Source organism: Thalassospira profundimaris, from assembly GCF_003326795.1.
In the GTDB taxonomy this organism is placed as follows: Bacteria; Pseudomonadota; Alphaproteobacteria; order Rhodospirillales; family Thalassospiraceae; genus Thalassospira; species Thalassospira profundimaris_C.
On sequence record NZ_JPWI01000007.1, the window covers coordinates 148,566 to 166,983 of the forward strand.

Here is an 18,418-nt window from a genome sequence, read left to right on the forward strand (position 1 = left end):
GCACTCACCCCCGGCGAGTGCTAACAGCATTTATTGGAGTGCCTGTTTAAAGTCAATAGGAAGATGTAAAAAGACGCAGAAATGTCACGATTTTTACGCATTTCCGGTGATTCAAACCGAACAAAAAACCGTCTTCCAGGAAGGGCTGCTGATCACACCATTTTCTATCAACCCGCACAACCCTGCCGTACAAAAATATTTCGCTGCGAACCGACCCACATGCCCTTGCAATTACAAGATCGCAACATTCAGTCAGCGAAGTTCGAAATAGCGCTCATACAATGCTGGCTCATCAAAATGTCGGCGTCCGACAAAGGCGGTTGCATGATGCCCCCACTGGCGCATTGCGCCGGGCCGGTCCACCCCCATTGGCCACAGGATGAAACGTTCCATTCTTTCGGTGCCCGGGACGAAACCGTCTTCATCATAAAGGCTTTCATATCCGCTGCCATCTTTGAGCGGAATGCTCGCAAGTGATTGCTCTGGCTGCATTGATGCCTTTATGGGCGCCAGGGTCTTCACGTCTGAATTTTCCGGAGTCACGGCCAAAAGATAGTGACTGATCGCATCAACCCACAGCACCGGACGGGCAAGGGTCGCCGACGGTACAGCACCGGCCGGGCTTTCAGCCGTCTCGCGAATATCACCATCTTCGGGTGCCACAATTCGCTGCAATGACGATGTCGGGAAGAACATATGATAGCAGCCACACCCATGAATGCTGTCCGCAATCAGAGGATGCCCTTCTCCATCAAGGGTGACGCGCCAGATCAATGCATCAAGATGCCCGGCGAGAATATCAAACATTCCCTGTGCCGGTCGCTCGGGGAACCAGACCGAATAGATGATTTGCGGACGCCATTGGTTATTAAACCAGGTATGGCTGAGCCGGTAATAGATTGCAGGGCGATCAAGATCGACAATCGACAAGCCCTCACGCGATGGCAGAGCCGGTGTACCGATACGATCACTGCTTGTCAGCGTGCGTATCCGAAATTCCGGCGCATAGCGTTCGGCAAGCGATTTGAGCTCGGCATGCGTTGGTATGATCCGGCCAAAGGCATCTTCTTCAATTGCTTTGATCGCAATGGCGTCTTGCCCTGCATCTCCCTGCCCGTCTGCACGATAGCGCTGCCAGGGACCAGAAGCCTGCAAGGCCTCTTCGGACAGATCAAAGCTTCCAAAATTATCACGCTTCCAGCTTTCATAGCCAAAATGCGCGGCAAAGGCTGTAAGCGGATAAAACCCGGCAATGCGTTGAAAATCCAGATAGTCATCAGGCACGAAAACCGCCTTGGACAACGACGCGTAATCACCAATGGTCAGTCCCGCAGCCATTTGACTCGCACAGTTTTCGACTTCTGTCAGAGACAGTTCCGCAGCAACAGGAAGATTGCGCAGCTCGTCTGCCCGCGCGTCACGATCAAGTGCGCGCATCTGCGCCACCCAGTCGGCAAACAACAGCTCGCCCTGAGCGCCTTGCGCTATGGCGGTCCCGACCTGCTTGCCCATCAGCACCGAATTTCGGTTGGCCCGCAGAAACCGGTATCCGGCAACAGGTGCCGCACCGATGTTTCGTTGTCCCTGATCAGTAATCAACGCATCGAACTCGCGGAGCTGCTGCGAACAACTTGGTGACGAGACCACAGAAACGCCACTTTGATGGCTACTACATGCTGAGAGAAAACCAGCAAGAAGCACCGGAACATAGCGCAAACGAAATTGCATCGACTGCCCTTTCATATCCGGACAAAACGCGAGCGGCTGGACCAGCAACACCTTTGAGCCAACCTTCATCTGACGACAAAACACAGCATAGGGTCGAAACATTGCAGATTGAAACACTTGATATCACCGACATTAAGTTGCTCTTTCCGCGAAAGTTTGGTGACGAACGGGGTTTCTTCTCCGAAACCTACAGTCAGTCACGCTTTAACCAAGCAGGCATTTCAGTCGAATTTGTTCAGGACAATCATTCACTTTCGCGCGAAGCCGGGGTTTTACGCGGCCTTCATTACCAATGCCCGCCCTTTGCCCAGGACAAACTCGTCCGCGTTGTTCATGGTCGCATCCTTGATATCGCCGTCGATATTCGCAAAAATTCGCCGACCTTTGGCAAATGGGTTTCTGCTGAACTCAGCGCTGATGACTGGAACCAGATCTTTGTTCCCAAGGGATTTGCCCACGGTTTCGCAACGCTCGAAGCTGATACAGAAGTCATTTACAAGGTGTCTGCTCCTTACGCGCCTGAAAGCGAACGGGCAATCATGTGGAACGACCCCGACATCGGTATTTCCTGGCCATTCGGTGCTGATGACGTGACCCTGTCTGCCAAGGATGCGGCGGCAATGAGCTTTGCCGATTACTGCAATGACCCGGATTTCTGACGACCCTCGATCTGATCGTAGTTTTTCAACACGGCTTGCAGATACGCCTTGTCATCCGCTCGTGATTTCGAACTCGTCACGGGTGGATGGCCTTATAGACCGGTTAACATCAATGACATTGTGATCGAACTCGACGACGCCATAGCGTTCCGGGTCTTGGGCAAAACAGGCAAACATCAATGTTGTCAGTCGGCTTGCCATAGACAGGCTGGAATTGCTTTGTCACAACCAGCACCGACAAATCAAGACACTATCTGGTGCCGCCAGTCAGAAGATCCTCTTGCGCGTGGCAGTCACCTTATTAAGATCGGTCAGCACACGTCCGAGGCTCTCAGTCATCGAAGGAAAATTGACGCCCAAGGCTTCCCGGACCTTCCGGTTTGACAAGACGGAATAGGCCGGTCGCTTGACCTTGCTTGGAAACTGATCCGTGCTAATGGGTGTGATGCGACGATCCCCCCCCGGCCATTCAGGTCCGAATACATCTGCGCCAAGGACCTGAATGCGACGGGTAAAAGCGCACCAGCTTAATGGTTGATCCGATACAACATGATAGGTGCCAAATGCGGGAGACCTCTCCGTAACGAAAGCAGGCAGGACCTGCAAGACGCCGTGCGCCAGATCATATGCGCTTGTCGGGCACCCGATCTGGTCATCGACCACTTTGACTTCATCGGTCTCGGCCAAAAGGCGGCACATCGTTTTCACGAAATTCTTGCCAAACGGGCTATAGAGCCATGAAGTTCTGAAAATCACATGTCTTGGGTTCAGATCGCGAACCGCTTGTTCTCCGGCAAGCTTTGTTTGCCCATAGATTCCCAGTGGCGCAACGCGATCCGTCTCGACATAGGGCTTTACGGCACTCCCATCAAAAACATAATCCGTCGAAAAATGAATGAATGGAATTGCATGTTTTGCTGTTAGCTCGGACATTACTTTCACAGCCGTAGCATTGACGGCAACAGCCCGATCAGGTTCGCTTTCGGCAAGATCAACCGCAGTATAGGCCGCAGCATTGATCACAATATCCGGGCGCATTTTGTCGATGATTTCCGCTATGTTCCATGGATATTCAAGATCACAGCGACTGCGCCCGACAAAGTTCAACTCAATATTTGCGAAGCAGGTTGCCTCTTGTGCTAGACATCTTGCCAACTGGCCACTTTGCCCGAATACAAGTACCCTAATCATTGTGATGCTCCGTCCCAAGACCGGATCGTTCAAGCACATTGTGCTTTCTCAGGATGGATTCCCGCGAGGATTGGTAATCGGCATGCAACCAGTCGCGCGCTTTCATTCCCCTCACGTAAACTGGCTGCCTGTCGATATTGAGAATTGCACAGTCATCCCGACCGGCCAGAAGCCGACAAACTGCCGAACCGATGAAACCGGCACCGCCTGTTACAATAATTCTCATCGTGAACTCTTTGTCTGCAAGCTGCGTGTAATTCAGTGCAAGGCACTGCAATCATTCATGGAAAACTTGCGAACTGTATTGGCGGTTCAATCCGTCAATTTAATGGCGCGTTCCAACGCATTCATGCCACTTTTCATGCCCGGCGTTGCTGCGACCAGCGTACACACATGAGAGCCGCTCAATAAAAAAGCCGGATGCAAAGGCATCCGGCTTGATGGTGTCTGATATGAAAAGTGGGCTTATTCGACCGTTACCGACTTTGCAAGATTGCGCGGCTGATCAACGTCGGTGCCCTTATGGACTGCAACGTGATAGGCCAGCATCTGAACCGGGATGGTATAAAGGATCGGTGCGACGAAATCGGCAACCTTGGGCAGTTCCACCGTTGCAGATGCCATATCACCAAGTTTCGAAAGCCCCGGCGCGTCCGAGATAAAGATCACGCGCCCACCTCGTGCGGCGGCTTCCTGCATGTTTGAGGCGGTTTTTTCAAACAGCTCGTCAGACGGCGCAATGACAATGATCGGAACCGACTGGTCAATCAGGGCGATCGGACCATGCTTCATCTCGCCCGCAGCGTACCCTTCGGCGTGGATATAGGAAATTTCCTTGAGCTTGAGTGCCCCTTCCATCGCAATCGGATAGCCAAGCCCGCGCCCGAGATACAAAACATCGCGCGCATCGGCAATATCAAGCGCCAGTTTCTTGAGCGCCTCGTCATGATGCAGGACCTCGGCCGCGTGTTTTGGCACTTCGGTCAGGGCATTGACGATGGCAGCTTCCTCGTCCTTGGCAAGGGTGCCGTTTTCGCGCCCGATGGTCACTGCAAGGCAGGCCAGAACTGTGAGCTGCGTGGTAAATGCCTTGGTCGATGCAACGCCGATTTCAGGTCCGGCATAAGTCAGAAGCACCACGTCGCTTTCACGGGCAATCGTGCTTTCGGGCACATTGACGATCGAGACGATCTTCTGGCCTTTGGACTTCGCATACCGAAGGGCCGCAAGGGTATCGAGCGTTTCACCGGACTGCGAAATGAACAGTGCCACACCGCCTTTGGGCAGCGGCGGACAGCGATAGCGGAACTCGGATGCAACATCGACATCGACGCCAAGACCGGCATAACGTTCGATCCAGTGTTTTGCCACCAGACCGGCATAGAAAGACGTGCCGCAGGCAACAATCGTCAGGCGGGTCGCATCGGCAAACGAAAACGGCATATCAGGCAGTTTGATGGTCTGGGTCGCCGGGTTGATGAACGCGTGCAGGGTGTCGCCGATCACCGCAGGCTGCTCGAAGATTTCCTTCTGCATGAAGTGATTGTAATTGCCCTTGCCCATCATCGCGCCAGAAACGGCCGACAGTTTGGTTTCGCGGGTCACATCAACATCATTTTCATCGCGAACCTGAACAGAATCACGGGTCATCTCGACCCAGTCACCCTCTTCGAGGTAAATCAGCTTGTTGGTAAGATGCGAAAGCGCCATGGCATCCGAGCCAAGATACATCTCCCCCTCACCGAGCCCGACAGCAAGCGGAGTACCTCGACGCGCACCAAAGATCACATCGTGATGACCGGCAATCATGATCACCAGCGCAAAGGCGCCTTCGATCCGGTGCAGGGTGGCAGCAACGGCGTCACGCGGTGACTTGCCCTGATCGAGGAAATCGGACACCAGATGGACAACCACCTCGGTATCGGTATCGGTGGCAAAGACGCGCCCTTTGGCAGAGAGCTCTGCCTTGATTTCCTGATAGTTCTCAATGATGCCGTTATGAACGACAGCAACCTTGCCATCGGTATGCGGATGGGCGTTGTTCTCCGTCGGAACGCCATGAGTCGCCCAGCGGGTGTGACCAATCCCGACGTCTCCTGCAAGCGGGCTTTGTTCCAGACGGTTGGCAAGATTGATCAGCTTGCCCTCGGCACGACGGCGTTCGATATCGCCATTAACCAGCGTTGCGATCCCGGCACTGTCATAGCCACGATATTCAAGGCGCTTGAGCCCCTCAAGAATACGCTCGCTAACACTGTCACTGCCGATAATCCCGATGATACCGCACATATTCGTTTATTCCTGCTTCAAATCGCTTCAGTTTTGGTCGGACGTGCTCGTTCGTCACATGACCAGTTCGATATCGGAGTTACAGTTATTTCTTGCCGGTGAGCGCGTGCATTTTCTCGCGAAACTTTGCCGCCCATCCTGCTTTTTCAATGCGCTCTGCCCGGGTCAGTGTCAGGGCATCGGCTTCAACCTTTCCGGTAATCGTGCTCCCGGCGCCGACAATCGCGCCATCACCAATTTCAACCGGCGCAACAAGCGCCGAATTTGATCCGATAAAGGCCCCCGCGCCGATATCTGTATGCTGCTTGCGATAGCCGTCATAGTTGCACGTGATCGTACCCGCGCCGATATTGGCCTTTGCCCCGACGCGTGCATCACCGATATAGCTGAGGTGATTGACCTTGGCGCCATCTTCAACAATGGCTTTCTTGATCTCGACAAAATTGCCAACCCTGGCACCTGCGCCGATTTCGGCTCCCGGACGCAAACGGGCGTAAGGGCCGATATCGGCAGCCTCGCCAACGACACAGCTTTCAAGATGGCTGAACGCCTTGATCACGACGTTATCGCCAACCGTGACCCCCGGACCGAAAACCACATTCGGTTCAACTATAACGTCTCGACCAAGTTTGGTATCGGCACACAGAAATACTGATGCCGGATCAATCAGGGTCGCACCGTCTTCCATGGCAGCCTTGCGCAAACGATCCTGCATGATGACTTCGGCAACGGCCAGCTGGGCACGGGAATTAACGCCAAGTGTTTCTTGCTCGTCGACTTCGATGGCAACACAGCTTTTACCATGCGCACGAGAAACTGCGACGGCATCGGTCAGATAGAATTCACCCTTGGCATTGGCATTATCAATCGCCTCAAGAGTGGTCAGCATATCTTCGGCGCGGAAACACATCACACCGGAATTGCAGAAGTTAAGTGCCCGCTGGGCCGCATCGCATTCCTTGTCTTCGACAATCGCCAGCAATTCACCAGATGCAGGATCCGTCACCAAGCGACCGTAACCGGCGGGATCATCCGGTCGGAAGCCAAGAACAGCAACCGCGTGATCGCCAGCTTCGCGGGCGGCCACCAGACGTTCAAGCGTCTCGGCGGTAAAAAGCGGGCTGTCGGCATAAAGAACAAGAACGTTGCCACTGAGCCCGGCCAAACCATCCTTGGCGGCAAGAACGGCATGGGCAGTTCCCAGACGATCGGTTTGCTCAAACGTGGGATGCGGGGAAACCGTCTCAATCAGTTTGGGCATATCGGGGCCAACGACGACCATTGTCTTGGCCGCACACAGCTTGGCTGCCGTATCAATGACATGATTGACCATCGGCTTGCCGGCAACCTTGTGCATGACTTTGGGCAATGCGCTTTTCATACGCGTGCCCATACCGGCAGCCAAAACGATAACACTTAGCTCAAGTGACATTTATCAATCCGCTTGCCGCATTTTTGATGCAGCATCCCCTGTTCCTGCTTCGCGCATGTCGGTTACAACAGCACGGGTAATCTGATTTGCAGCAAGTCTTAGAACATATTCTTTTGCTGCAAAAGCCCATAAAGAATCACGTTTTGTTACCGCCTGTTAGCGGATGTTACCGTTTGTTAATGGCACAAACTCGGTTAAGTTCCTCTGAATCAGTCACCACACTCAAACCACCCCCATACGGAGCCCCGCCCAAATGGCAAAATTCATCATGTTCGACCTCGACGGCACCCTGATTGACGGGGTCGAGGATTTGTTGGTTGCAATGAACGGATTGCTTGATGCGCACGGATTATCCGCCATCACTCGACATGATATCGAAGCCATGCTGGGTGATGGCACCTGGATGCTGACCAAACGCGCCTTTGCCAAACGCGATCAAACGCCGGACGATGCCACACTTGATGAACTTAATATCGACTTCAACAATCGTTATGTTGAAACCGGTTATGCCTATACACGGCTTTACGAGAATGCCGAAAACGTGTTGCGCCAACTTAAAGCTGACGGCTGGACCATTGCGCTTGCATCAAACAAACCCGAAGGCCCCTGCAAGGCGATTTTGAACAAGCTTGGCATTGCCGAGCTGTTTACCGTGATTGCAGGCGGCAATTCATTCGAAGTCAAAAAACCCGATGGTCGCTTCCTGCGCTTTGTACTTGATCAGATGGGCTATAAACCCGGCACTGACGACATTGCCCTCATGGTTGGCGACCATGCAAATGACGTGAATTCGGCCCGTGATGCCAATGTCCATGCCATCGCCGTCGCCTTCGAAGTTGATGACACCCGCGCAAATTCCCTGGGTGCCGATGCCGTCGTCACGGCCTATGAAAATCTGCCCGAAGCCATCAAATCCATCACAGGACTTTAAGCGGTCTGAAACGCCCCAACATCAAGCTTCTCGGAGCATTGCCCATGCACTCATTCCTGCGCACCGGATGTTTTGGTCTGTTCACCTACGCGATGTTGGCATTTCCTTTGGCCGCATTTGCAAAGCAACCTGATCAGGGAAACCCGGCCAAGGGCGGACTTGTGCTGGACGAGGCATCCAGTCGTCAGGGGGAAGTGCAGGATCAAACCGTCATTGTTCTGCATACCCCATACCAATGGGAACTCAGCACCAAACAGGGGAACCAAACCCTGTTTATCCGCGACTGGAACACTGGCGACGAAATTGCCGAGGATCTTGGTTGCTTCATGTGTGAAGGCGACGAAGATAATTGCAATCAGGACGGCATCTTTGTCCTCACCGAACCCGATGTCAGAGACACAACCGCCTTCTTGCTGGTCTGTCACAAAGGCGCGCATTCACAACGTGCCCGCCTGATTGCCCCGGCACAGCAATCAACACCCGTCATTGATGTGACCGGTGCCTATTTCGTGAATTGGGAACTGGTCGACGGCAAACTCCTGATCACCCATGACGGTGATGCGCCCAACAACGTCATCTGGCCTTTGCCATAACCTGAAACAAAACCCGGTCGACCTTGTTGCCGACCGGGCTTTGATTACGGGTATGATTGAACCCTGAATCCTAGTGGCTGTCTTTCGGGATTTCCTTGCCACGGTGACCGACAAGGAAGTCAAAATCGGCCCCCTTGTCTGCGCCGATAACGCTCTTGTAATAGAGCGATGCATAACCACTGGCCGGAACCGGGACTGTGTTTTTCCAGTCCTTAAGGCGCTGCGCCAGTTCTTCGTCGCTGATATCAAGATGCAGACGGCGATTGGGCACATCAAGCTCGATCATGTCACCGTTCCGAACCACGGCAAGCGGTCCGCCTGCCGCGGCCTCTGGCGAGGTATGCAAGACCACGGTGCCATATGCCGTGCCGCTCATGCGCGCGTCTGAAATACGCACCATATCGGTGATCCCCTTGCGGAGCACCTTGGGCGGCAGGCCCATATTGCCGACTTCTGCCATGCCCGGATAGCCTTTCGGACCGCAGTTTTTCAGAACCATGATGCAGGTTTCATCGATATCAAGGCTTTCATCATAGATCTTGGCCTTGTAGTCGTCGATATCCTCAAATACCACCGCACGACCACGATGGGTCAGCAGAGCCGGTGTTGCCGCCGAAGGCTTAAGGACCGCGCCGTTCGGAGCAAGATTGCCTTTGACCACCGCGATACCGCCACTTTCGGTCAAAGCTTTTTCGAACGGACGAATAACATCGTCATTCCAGTTCTGAACGTCCTTGACCTGGTCCCACATGGTTTCGCCCGAAACCGTCAGCGCATCATTATGCAGCTTTCCGGCCTCGGCCAGTGCCTTGATCACCACAGGCAAACCACCGGCATAGAAGAATTCTTCCATCAGATATTTGCCAGACGGCTGAAGGTTCACAATGGTCGGAATATCACGGCCAAGGCGATCCCAGTCATCAAGGCTCAGGTCAATGCCAACACGTCCGGCAATCGCCAGCAAATGGATAACCGCATTGGTCGAACCGCCAATTGCACCATTGACGCGAATGGCGTTTTCAAATGCTTCCTTGGTCATGACGTCAGACGGTTTAAGGTCATCCTTGACCATCTGAACGATACGACGGCCGGTGATATGCGCCATCACGCGGCGACGGCTATCGACCGCCGGAATGGCCGCATTACCCGAAAGCGCCATCCCAAGGGCTTCGGCCATGCTGGCCATGGTTGATGCTGTGCCCATGGTGTTGCAAGATCCGGGCGAACGCGACATGGCGATTTCGGCTTCAAGGAAATCCTCGGTGCTGATCTTGCCTGCCTTGCGGTCTTCGGAAAGTTGCCAGAGCGAGGTTCCCGAACCGATATCCTGACCGCGCCATTTGCCATTAAGCATCGGACCACCGGTGACCACGATTGCCGGGATATCGACACTGGCAGCGCCCATCAGAAGCGATGGCGTTGTCTTGTCACACCCAACCATCAGAACCACACCGTCAAGCGGGGTTCCACGAAGGGCTTCTTCAACATCCATGGCGGCCAGGTTGCGGAACATCATTGCGGTCGGGCGAAGTGTGCTTTCGCCAGCCGAGAAGACCGGAAATTCAAGCGGCAGACCGCCTGCCTCGTAAATGCCGTGCTTGACCCGTTCGGCAAGATCGCGCAGATGGGCATTACACGGGGTCAGTTGCGACCATGTGTTGCAAATACCAATCACCGGACGGCCATCAAACAGATCCGAGGGCAGCCCCTGGTTCTTCATCCAGCTGCGATGATAGATATTGTCCTTGCTGGTTCCGCCGAACCAACCTTCTTGTGATCTTAAAACCCGCGGCCAGGGTGCCGGTTTGAACTTCGTCATGCCCGTTTTCCTTTTTGACTTATTATCGAGACGGGTCCGGAAATGTACGACCCCAAAGACCGCACAGGGGACTGTGAACGACACAAACTGGCACCCAACCGGCTTTGTTGGCTGTTTTCACCCAGATCTGCGTCGTTCCGCGTCATGGTATTGTTAAGCCTTGTTCTTGTTGTAGACGTCGAAGATCACTGCTGCGAGCAGCACCAGACCCTTGATCACCTGCTGCCAGTCAATACCGACACCAATGATCGACATCCCGTTATTCATCACGCCCATGATCAGGGCGCCAACCACCGCACCAATCACCTTGCCGACACCACCCGACATGGATGCGCCACCGATAAACACCGCCGCAATCACATCAAGCTCGAACGCAAGGCCGGCTTTCGGTGTGGCTGTATTCAGACGTGCGGCAAAAACCAGACCGGCAAGGGCCGCAAGCATGCCCATATTGGCAAAGGTAAAGAAGGTCAGGCGTTTGGTATTGATCCCTGAAAGCTTTGCGGCTTTCTCGTTACCACCCAGCGCATAGATGCGACGACCAAGGGTCGTGGAGTTGGTAATAAAGGTGAAGATCGCAATCAGAAGTGCCATGATGATCAGAATGTTTGGCAGACCGCGATAGGTCGACAGCAGATAGGTGACATACAGGATCGCCACACCGGCAACCGCATGTTTGGCAACAAAGAACGCCATCGGTTCGTCAACGGCTGCAAACTTCGCCTGCTTGGCACGCGAACGCAGACCGAGGATCGGCAAAAGAGCAGCCAGAACCACACCAATCGTCATGGAAAAGACGTTAAAGCGGCCTTCGATCAACCCGCCAAAGAAGTCCGGCAGGAAGCCCGAAGACATCGCCTGGAATTCAGACGGGAACGGCCCCACCGACGCACCACCCAGAAGAGCCAGCGTCAGGCCCTTGAACACCAGCATCCCGGCAAGGGTCACGATAAAGGACGGAATGCGCCAATAGGCCACCCAGTATCCTTGTGCAGCACCAATGATCGCACCAACCACAAGACAGGCCGGAATTACAAAGACTGTCGGCAGATCCCAGTTCACGATCATCACCGCAGCCAGCGCGCCGACAAAACCAACGACCGAGCCAACCGAAAGGTCGATATGCCCACCGACAATCACCAGCAACATGCCAACAGCCATGATGATGATGTAGCTGTTCTGAAGGAACAGGTTTGTCAGGTTAACCGGCTTGAGCATGATGCCATCGGTCAGAACCTGGAAAAAGGCCAGAATGGCCACCAGCGCAACAACCATCCCGTATTCGCGGATATGGGTGCGCAAGTAGTAACCAATTGATTTGTTATCAGTATCCGTCATTGTCTGTTCCTCACGCTTTCAGGATCATGCGCATGATTGCTTCCTGGCTTGCATCCTTTGCTGCAAGCTGTCCCTTGATCTCACCCTCGTTCATGACGTAGATGCGATCGCACATGCCCAGAAGCTCCGGCATTTCCGACGAGATCATGATGACCCCCTTACCGTCGGCAGCCAGCTGGTTGATAATCGTATAGATTTCGTATTTCGCACCGACATCGATGCCGCGCGTCGGTTCGTCAAGGATCAGGACTTCGGGTGCTGCAAACAGCCATTTCGACAAAACGACTTTCTGCTGGTTCCCGCCCGAAAGATTGACAACCTTCTGCCCGACATTGGGCGTGCGAATATTGATTTTCTGGCGATAATCCTCGGCGACGGAACGTTCCGCCCCGTCATTGAGCACACCACGTTCCGATACCCCGCCAAGATTGGCCAGCGTGATATTCGTCGTAATGCTTTCCTCAAGGATCAGCCCCATTTCCTTGCGGTCTTCGGTGACATAGGCCAGTCCCGATGCAATCGCCTTCTCCACGGTCGAAACATCAACCGGTTTGCCCTTGATCAGAACTTCACCCGAAATGTCGGTGCCATAGGATTTGCCGAAGATGCTCATGGCAAGTTCGGTACGGCCTGCCCCCATAAGACCAGCAATCCCGACAACCTCGCCCGCAGCAACATCAATGCTGACATTGTCAACGACCTTGCGTTCGGGATGCAGCGGATGGGTTGCCGACCAGTTGCGGACTTCCATAAGTTTTTCGCTGCTGATATTGGGCGTGCGTTCCGGATAGCGGTGCGCCATGTCACGCCCGACCATGTCCTTGACGATATCGTCTTCGGTAATCTGTCCTGCACGGGCATCAAGGGTCGAGATCGATTTACCGTCACGAATAATCGTGATGCGGTCTGCAACACGGTTGATCTCGTTAAGCTTGTGCGAAATCAGGATAGATGTAATGCCCTGCGCCTTGAACTCCAGCAGCAGATCCAGAAGCTTCTGGCTGTCATTTTCCTGAAGACTGGCCGTTGGCTCGTCAAGGATAAGAAGCTTGACCTTTTTGGACAGCGCCTTGGCAATTTCGACCAACTGCTGTTTGCCGACACCGATGTTGGTCACAAGCGTCGCCGGATTTTCCTTCAACCCGACTTTTTTAAGCAACTCCCCCGTGCGCGCAAAGGTCGCCGGCCAGTTTACAATGCCGTTTTCGGCAATTTCATTGCCCAGAAAGATGTTCTCGGCGATCGACAGTAACGGCACCAGCGCCAGTTCCTGGTGGATAATGATGATGCCGCGTTCTTCGCTATCGCGGATATCTTTGAATTCCTGTACGCCGCCATCGTAAAGAATATCGCCTTCATACGTACCGTGCGGATAAACCCCGCTCAGAACCTTCATCAGGGTGGATTTACCTGCACCGTTCTCGCCGCAAAGCGCGTGGATTTCACCACGTTCAACCTTGATGCTGACATCATCCAGCGCCTTTACACCCGGAAAGGTCTTGGTGATGTTCTTCATTTCCAGGATGGTATCCATCCGGTCCTCCCACTGCTGTCAGTCGCCTGACAACGCCTCTGTCTATTTTGGTCTTTGCTGTCTTGGTTTTCTTTGGGGAAACCCTTCGGGTATCACACCTGTTTGTAGTGTGCTGTATTTTCAGGCTACAGCAAAACAGGACCCGTTCGCAGACATTCTTCGAGACGATAGAACCCGGTAGATTGCCCTATCAGACAGCACACCGGGTTCCATACGAATGTCGGGACTTACTTCACTTCTTCTGCAGTGTAGTAGCCAGAGCCAAGAATGATTTCTTCCCAGTTGGACTTGTCAACCATGACCGGCTCAAGCAGGTAGGAAGGAACAACCTTGACGCCATTGTCATAGGTTTTGGTGTCGTTGATGGTCGGCTCGCGACCGGCAAGAACATCGTCAACCATGGAAACGGTTACACGTGCAAGTTCACGGGTATCCTTGAAGATGGTGGAATACTGTTCGCCAGCAAGGATCGACTTGATCGACGGCAGCTCGGCATCCTGACCGGAAACGACCGGCATTTTCATGTCGCCAGAGCCGTAACCGACCCCTTTGAGCGAGGAAAGAATACCAATCGACAGACCGTCATACGGCGACAGAACACCATCGACCTGTTCGTCGGTGTAATATGCCGAAAGAAGGTTATCCATACGTGCCTGTGCAACCGCACCGTCCCAACGCAGGGTACCAACTTTGTCCATGCCCATCTGGCCGGATTTGATCACGACATCACCGCTGTCAATTAGCGGCTGAAGAACGGACATGGCACCATTATAGAAGAAATAAGCGTTGTTATCGTCCGGCGAACCGCCGAACAGTTCAACATTGTAAGGCGGATTGCCCGCAGCAGCCAGACCGTCAACCAGTGAGGTCGCCTGCTGAACACCAACCTTGAAGTTATCGAAGGTCGAATAGTAGTCGACATTGGCACTTTCGCGGATCAGGCGGTCATAGGCAAAGACCTTGATGCCCGCAGCAGCAGCATTTTCCAGCGCGTTCGAAAGAGTTGTGCCATCGATTGCGGCAATCACCAGAACATCAACGCCCTTAACGATCATGTTTTCGATCTGCGAGAGCTGGTTCGGAATGTCGTCTTCTGCATATTGAAGGTCGGTTTTGTAACCGGCTGCTTCAAACTGCTCGACCATCGAGTTGCCATCAGAAATCCAGCGTGCCGAAGATTTGGTCGGCATTGCGATCCCGACATAGCCTTTTTCGGCGGCATGTGCATAACCGCCAGAAATCATCGGGCTCATCATTGCGGCCGCACCAAAGGCGACCCCTGCCATTACGGCACTGAGACGTTTCATAGCTATCCTCCCTACAAGACACGGCATATCAGCCATTTTTGGTGCCCGACTTTCTCAGGCAAATTGCGCCTGAACATGTCGTGTCTTTGTTTTCAATTGATAATGCATCCCATTTCCCAAAGGACACGGCGCCATTATTCAGAGGCACAACATAACAATCAAATAAGTAATTTCGAAACTTGCATATCAAAATTGATATAATACAATCCCCACCAAGGGAGGAACAACCATGTCCGAGTTTCGAAATAACCAGCCACTGAGCTCTGCCAAGTCCTTGCTTTTTCGATCAGGAAACCTGTTTCAACGCGGGCTCAAGCTCAGCCATCTGCGCATGATCGTAGCCATGGAAGAAACCGGGCAGATCAGTCTGGCTGCCGACATGCTTAAAACCTCCCAGCCAGCGGCATCACGACTGCTTTCGGAAATGGAGAACATCCTTGAAGCGCGGCTGTGCGTGCGTAGCCCGCGCGGGATCGAGATGACCAATGCCGGCCGCGCCCTTGCCCGGCGAGCACGCAGCATGCTGATCGAAATCCGCGAGGCCGAACGCGAAATCGAAGACATCAAGCATGGCGGCGGAACGGTTTTTGTCGGTGCGGTGACGGCAGCGGCGGTGGATCTGGTCGTTCCGGCCATTCGCAGCGTGCAGGCGGTCAACTCGTTACTGGAAGCCCATGTCAGTGTTGGTCCGTCGCATTTACTGATCAAGGATTTGCTGGCGGGCGATCATGACTTTGTCATTGGTCGCGTGCCCGAGGACATGAATCCACGGCAATTCAACATCCGCGAAATTCGCAGCGAAAAAATCCGCCTGATGGTGCGCACGGGACACCCGTTGCTTGAAGCCAACAAGCCGATCACCCTTGCCCGACTGGCCAAGTTCGAATGGATATTGCCCCCGCCGGGCAACCTGATGCGTCGAACCATCGAAGACGTATTTATTTCGCGCCATCTTCCCTTGCCGCATTCAAGCCTGAACTCGGCATCCTTGCTGGTGACGCTTGCAACGCTTGCCGATACCGATGCCATAGCACCGATGGCCGAGGAAGTCACAACCCTTCTGGCAAGCGGCGGGCTCATTACCGAACTTCCGTTTGACGGGATGATTGAAATCAAACCCTACAGCCTGATCACCGCGCGTGGTCATCGTCTGTCCCCGTCTGCCCAGCTGGTATCGGATCATGTTCTTGCCCGTATAGAAAAACCGCTGCTTTAGGCCAATATATCCGGATCGGTTATTTGGTTAAATTCTGTGCGTTACAGCCAGACTGACGTAAGCTACTGTCATACAACAAAATATATTCTGGTCGAGAATCATATATGCCGCGCATCGCACACTATCTGGGGACCCTGATCGCTGTTTGCGGTCCGTTTGTCGCATCATTTGCGATGGCAACGGAATCCGAAGAACCGCACCCGGAAGGCCCGACATTTGCGTTGATGGATTTGCGTGGTACCACCGCATGGGCAATCACGCAGTATCAGTGGCTTGAACCCGGTGAAGATGCCCTTGACGCCGTAATTTCCGCAGCAGGCAGGGACAGCATGCGCCTTGATTTCGCAATGGACAGCATCGTTCCGTCCTATTGCGAATTGCGTCCCGATCCGGAAATCTGTGACGGTTCGGGCATTCCGGTGAGCTGGATGGAAGATATTCCGCAAACCATCTGCATGGATATTCCGTCCCCGGTGCGCGCCCGCCACAAGGACGTGCTTGGCAAGGCCGATCAGCTGTGCCTTGAACCGACCAGCAATCTGGCCTTTCCAAAGGACTGGCCGGAAAACACACAATGGACGCAGCTCCATCTCCATCAAACCGTAGAACCCGGCAAGGTACGCATCCAACACGGCACAGCGATTATTGATCTGGAAATATCGGATGCCATCGCGACCCGCCTTGCTTCTCTTTCAGAGCAGGGATACGGGCCCGTCATGATTGGTTGGGATCAGGCAACATTGCGTAAAACGCTTGGTCCGCAGCTTGACCAGTTTATCGCCGGTGACGATGAAAATTGCACCTATCTGCAACGCAACCTTGATCCATCCGGATTGGGATATCTGGTACTTGATGGCAAGCTTGCCCGGATTTCGCTTTATGCTGATGAATATGACGTGGCGACCAGTCTGGTCAAAACCGTCAACGGCATTGCCCTTGGCGCAACCCGTGACGACGTTTTTGCCGCCTTTGGCGACAAGGATCTGATCGAGGAAGATCACGAATATCTTGGTGCCGATGCCCGCTACATCACCTGGTGGGCGGACACAGCCAAATCACGAGGCATTCGTTTTGAACTGAATGAAGATGGCCTTGTCACGGCCATTCATGCCGGAACGGATGCGATCACGCTGCTTGAAGGCTGTTCCTGAGCCTGTGACCCGCCGACCAATCATCTGAAAAATCACAGCTTTTCCTTTGGCGTTGACAAGGTCTGCCAACGCCGTCAAAAGCGCATTCCGCACATGTCCGGTGCGGGTCAAAAACCAACAACAATATTGCCATCACCTTGCCGCAAAGCATGACCAAAAGGCGTGCTCGCGGAGACAAACACGAATGCAAACGCCTATAACATCCAACCTTGTTGTCATCACCGGCGGCCCCGGTGTCGGCAAAACCACTTTGATCAATCATCTTCATGAACGGGGCTTTGACACCAGTCCCGAGGTTGCGCGTGCGATCATCGAAGAACAGCAGGAACGCGGGGGCAATGCCCTGCCATGGGGGGATAATGACGCCTATGCGGGATTGATGTGCCGCCGCTCGATCCGCGCCTGGCAAGAAGCCATTCAATCCCATCCGCGAACCGTTTTTTGTGATCGCGGTCTGCCCGACACCCTGGCCCATCGCAGGTTATCGAAACTTCCCGAAGATCAGGGATTGATGAACGCGATCCGGACCTATCGCTATCACAAGACGGCATTTGTTCTGCCGCCTTGGTCGGAAATATACAAAACCGACAACGCGCGAACACAAAGCTTCTCTGAAGCCGTCAGAACATATGTCGTGCTGTGCCGGACCTATCATGAATGCGGCTATGAACTGGTCGAAATTCGCAAGGGCCCGGTCGAACAGCGCGCCGCCCAAATACTGACCCGCCTCAAACTGTAAGTACGGCCATATGATACCCCAACCCTCTCCAAATCCGCGACTTGCCAAGCGCGCACTCATCACGCTTGTTGCCATCGGCACAGTGGTGACCGCCATCCCGGCCAGCGCTGCATGCTATGGTTGGCCGCTACGTGAACATAAGGGCGAATATGCCTATGACGGCGATACGATCTATGTCGCCATTCCCGGTCTGCCCGGCGAGATCGCCAATATGTCGGTGCGTGTACGCGGTGTTGATACACCCGAAATCCGCGGAAAATGTGAAAGCGAAAAGCAACTGGCGCAAAAGGCCCGTGATTATGCACGTGACCGTCTGAAAACAGCCAAATCAGTTGAATTCTGCGAACCTGAATGGGGCCGGTATGGCGGACGCGTCGTGGCATCTGTACGTATTGACGGCAGTCCGCTTGATCTTGAACTTATCCATAACGGCCTTGCCCGCCCCTATGACGGCAAGACAAAGCGTCAGCCATGGTGCCAGGGCTAAGCTA

At 53.8% G+C, this 18,418-nt stretch carries 17 protein-coding genes; 7 read left to right on the plus strand and 10 right to left on the minus strand.

Translation table 11 applies throughout. The features are described from left to right. Positions 1 to 252: 252 nt before the first annotated feature. Positions 253 to 1,728 carry a hypothetical protein gene (locus TH30_RS12315; protein ID WP_147251982.1) on the minus strand — a complete coding sequence of 492 codons (1,476 nt, stop codon included), beginning with the start codon at positions 1,726 to 1,728 and terminating at the stop codon, positions 253 to 255. Between the two features lie 101 nt (positions 1,729 to 1,829). Here TH30_RS12315 and rfbC point away from each other — a divergent pair, with 101 nt between their 5' ends. After that, complete coding sequence (gene rfbC / locus TH30_RS12320) at positions 1,830 to 2,387, plus strand: dTDP-4-dehydrorhamnose 3,5-epimerase (RefSeq protein ID WP_147251985.1); 558 nt, start codon at positions 1,830 to 1,832, stop codon at positions 2,385 to 2,387. Between the two features lie 51 nt (positions 2,388 to 2,438). Here the strand turns inward: rfbC and TH30_RS22100 are convergent, their stop codons facing one another. The 5 genes from TH30_RS22100 to glmU form a co-directional block, all read right to left on the minus strand. Beyond that, positions 2,439 to 2,588: a hypothetical protein gene (locus TH30_RS22100; protein WP_181850259.1), complete on the minus strand. Its 150-nt coding sequence runs from the start codon at positions 2,586 to 2,588 to the stop codon at positions 2,439 to 2,441. Positions 2,589 to 2,654: 66 nt separating this feature from the next. Next, a complete protein-coding gene (rfbD, locus tag TH30_RS12330) occupies positions 2,655 to 3,578 on the minus strand; it encodes a dTDP-4-dehydrorhamnose reductase (RefSeq protein WP_114098389.1) in 924 nt (307 codons plus the stop codon). Further along, complete coding sequence (locus TH30_RS12335) at positions 3,571 to 3,804, minus strand: NAD-dependent epimerase/dehydratase family protein (RefSeq protein WP_114098471.1); 234 nt, start codon at positions 3,802 to 3,804, stop codon at positions 3,571 to 3,573. The genes rfbD and TH30_RS12335 overlap by 8 nt, the downstream gene beginning before the upstream one ends. 239 nt (positions 3,805 to 4,043) lie before the next feature. Further along, a complete protein-coding gene (gene glmS, locus TH30_RS12340; protein WP_114098390.1) occupies positions 4,044 to 5,867 on the minus strand; it encodes a glutamine--fructose-6-phosphate transaminase (isomerizing) in 1,824 nt (607 codons plus the stop codon). A gap of 85 nt (positions 5,868 to 5,952) precedes the next feature. Then, positions 5,953 to 7,299: a bifunctional UDP-N-acetylglucosamine diphosphorylase/glucosamine-1-phosphate N-acetyltransferase GlmU gene (gene glmU, locus TH30_RS12345; protein WP_114098391.1), complete on the minus strand. Its 1,347-nt coding sequence runs from the start codon at positions 7,297 to 7,299 to the stop codon at positions 5,953 to 5,955. Between the two features lie 253 nt (positions 7,300 to 7,552). Here glmU and TH30_RS12350 point away from each other — a divergent pair, with 253 nt between their 5' ends. Together TH30_RS12350 and TH30_RS12355 are read left to right on the plus strand one after the other, a co-directional pair. Next, positions 7,553 to 8,230: an HAD family hydrolase gene (locus tag TH30_RS12350; RefSeq protein ID WP_114098392.1), complete on the plus strand. Its 678-nt coding sequence runs from the start codon at positions 7,553 to 7,555 to the stop codon at positions 8,228 to 8,230. Positions 8,231 to 8,274: 44 nt separating this feature from the next. Continuing rightward, positions 8,275 to 8,823 (plus strand): hypothetical protein, encoded by a 549-nt coding sequence (locus TH30_RS12355; RefSeq protein ID WP_114098393.1) that lies wholly within the window; start codon positions 8,275 to 8,277, stop codon positions 8,821 to 8,823. 70 nt (positions 8,824 to 8,893) lie between these two features. Here the strand turns inward: TH30_RS12355 and araD are convergent, their stop codons facing one another. The 4 genes from araD to chvE form a co-directional block, all read right to left on the minus strand. Next, positions 8,894 to 10,642, minus strand: a complete 1,749-nt coding sequence (araD, locus tag TH30_RS12360; protein WP_114098394.1) for an L-arabinonate dehydratase — start codon at positions 10,640 to 10,642, stop codon at positions 8,894 to 8,896. Between the two features lie 153 nt (positions 10,643 to 10,795). Further along, the gene (mmsB, locus tag TH30_RS12365; protein ID WP_114098395.1) at positions 10,796 to 11,980 is read right to left on the minus strand and encodes a multiple monosaccharide ABC transporter permease; all 1,185 of its coding nucleotides are present in this window, start codon (positions 11,978 to 11,980) and stop codon (positions 10,796 to 10,798) included. A gap of 10 nt (positions 11,981 to 11,990) precedes the next feature. Further along, positions 11,991 to 13,514 carry a multiple monosaccharide ABC transporter ATP-binding protein gene (gene mmsA / locus TH30_RS12370; RefSeq protein ID WP_114098396.1) on the minus strand — a complete coding sequence of 508 codons (1,524 nt, stop codon included), beginning with the start codon at positions 13,512 to 13,514 and terminating at the stop codon, positions 11,991 to 11,993. A 227-nt stretch (positions 13,515 to 13,741) separates the two neighbouring features. Continuing rightward, positions 13,742 to 14,821 (minus strand): multiple monosaccharide ABC transporter substrate-binding protein, encoded by a 1,080-nt coding sequence (gene chvE / locus TH30_RS12375; RefSeq protein WP_114098397.1) that lies wholly within the window; start codon positions 14,819 to 14,821, stop codon positions 13,742 to 13,744. Between the two features lie 229 nt (positions 14,822 to 15,050). Between chvE and TH30_RS12380 the strand changes: the two genes are divergently transcribed. From TH30_RS12380 to TH30_RS12395, 4 genes are all read left to right on the plus strand, one after another. Continuing rightward, on the plus strand, positions 15,051 to 16,037 hold the full coding sequence (locus tag TH30_RS12380; protein ID WP_114098398.1) for a LysR family transcriptional regulator: 987 nt from the start codon (positions 15,051 to 15,053) through the stop codon (positions 16,035 to 16,037). Between the two features lie 104 nt (positions 16,038 to 16,141). Beyond that, positions 16,142 to 17,188: a hypothetical protein gene (locus TH30_RS12385; protein ID WP_114098399.1), complete on the plus strand. Its 1,047-nt coding sequence runs from the start codon at positions 16,142 to 16,144 to the stop codon at positions 17,186 to 17,188. A gap of 184 nt (positions 17,189 to 17,372) precedes the next feature. Beyond that, on the plus strand, positions 17,373 to 17,927 hold the full coding sequence (locus TH30_RS12390; RefSeq protein ID WP_114098400.1) for an AAA family ATPase: 555 nt from the start codon (positions 17,373 to 17,375) through the stop codon (positions 17,925 to 17,927). 10 nt (positions 17,928 to 17,937) lie between these two features. Then, the gene (locus TH30_RS12395; protein ID WP_114098401.1) at positions 17,938 to 18,414 is read left to right on the plus strand and encodes a thermonuclease family protein; all 477 of its coding nucleotides are present in this window, start codon (positions 17,938 to 17,940) and stop codon (positions 18,412 to 18,414) included. Positions 18,415 to 18,418: the final 4 nt, after the last annotated feature.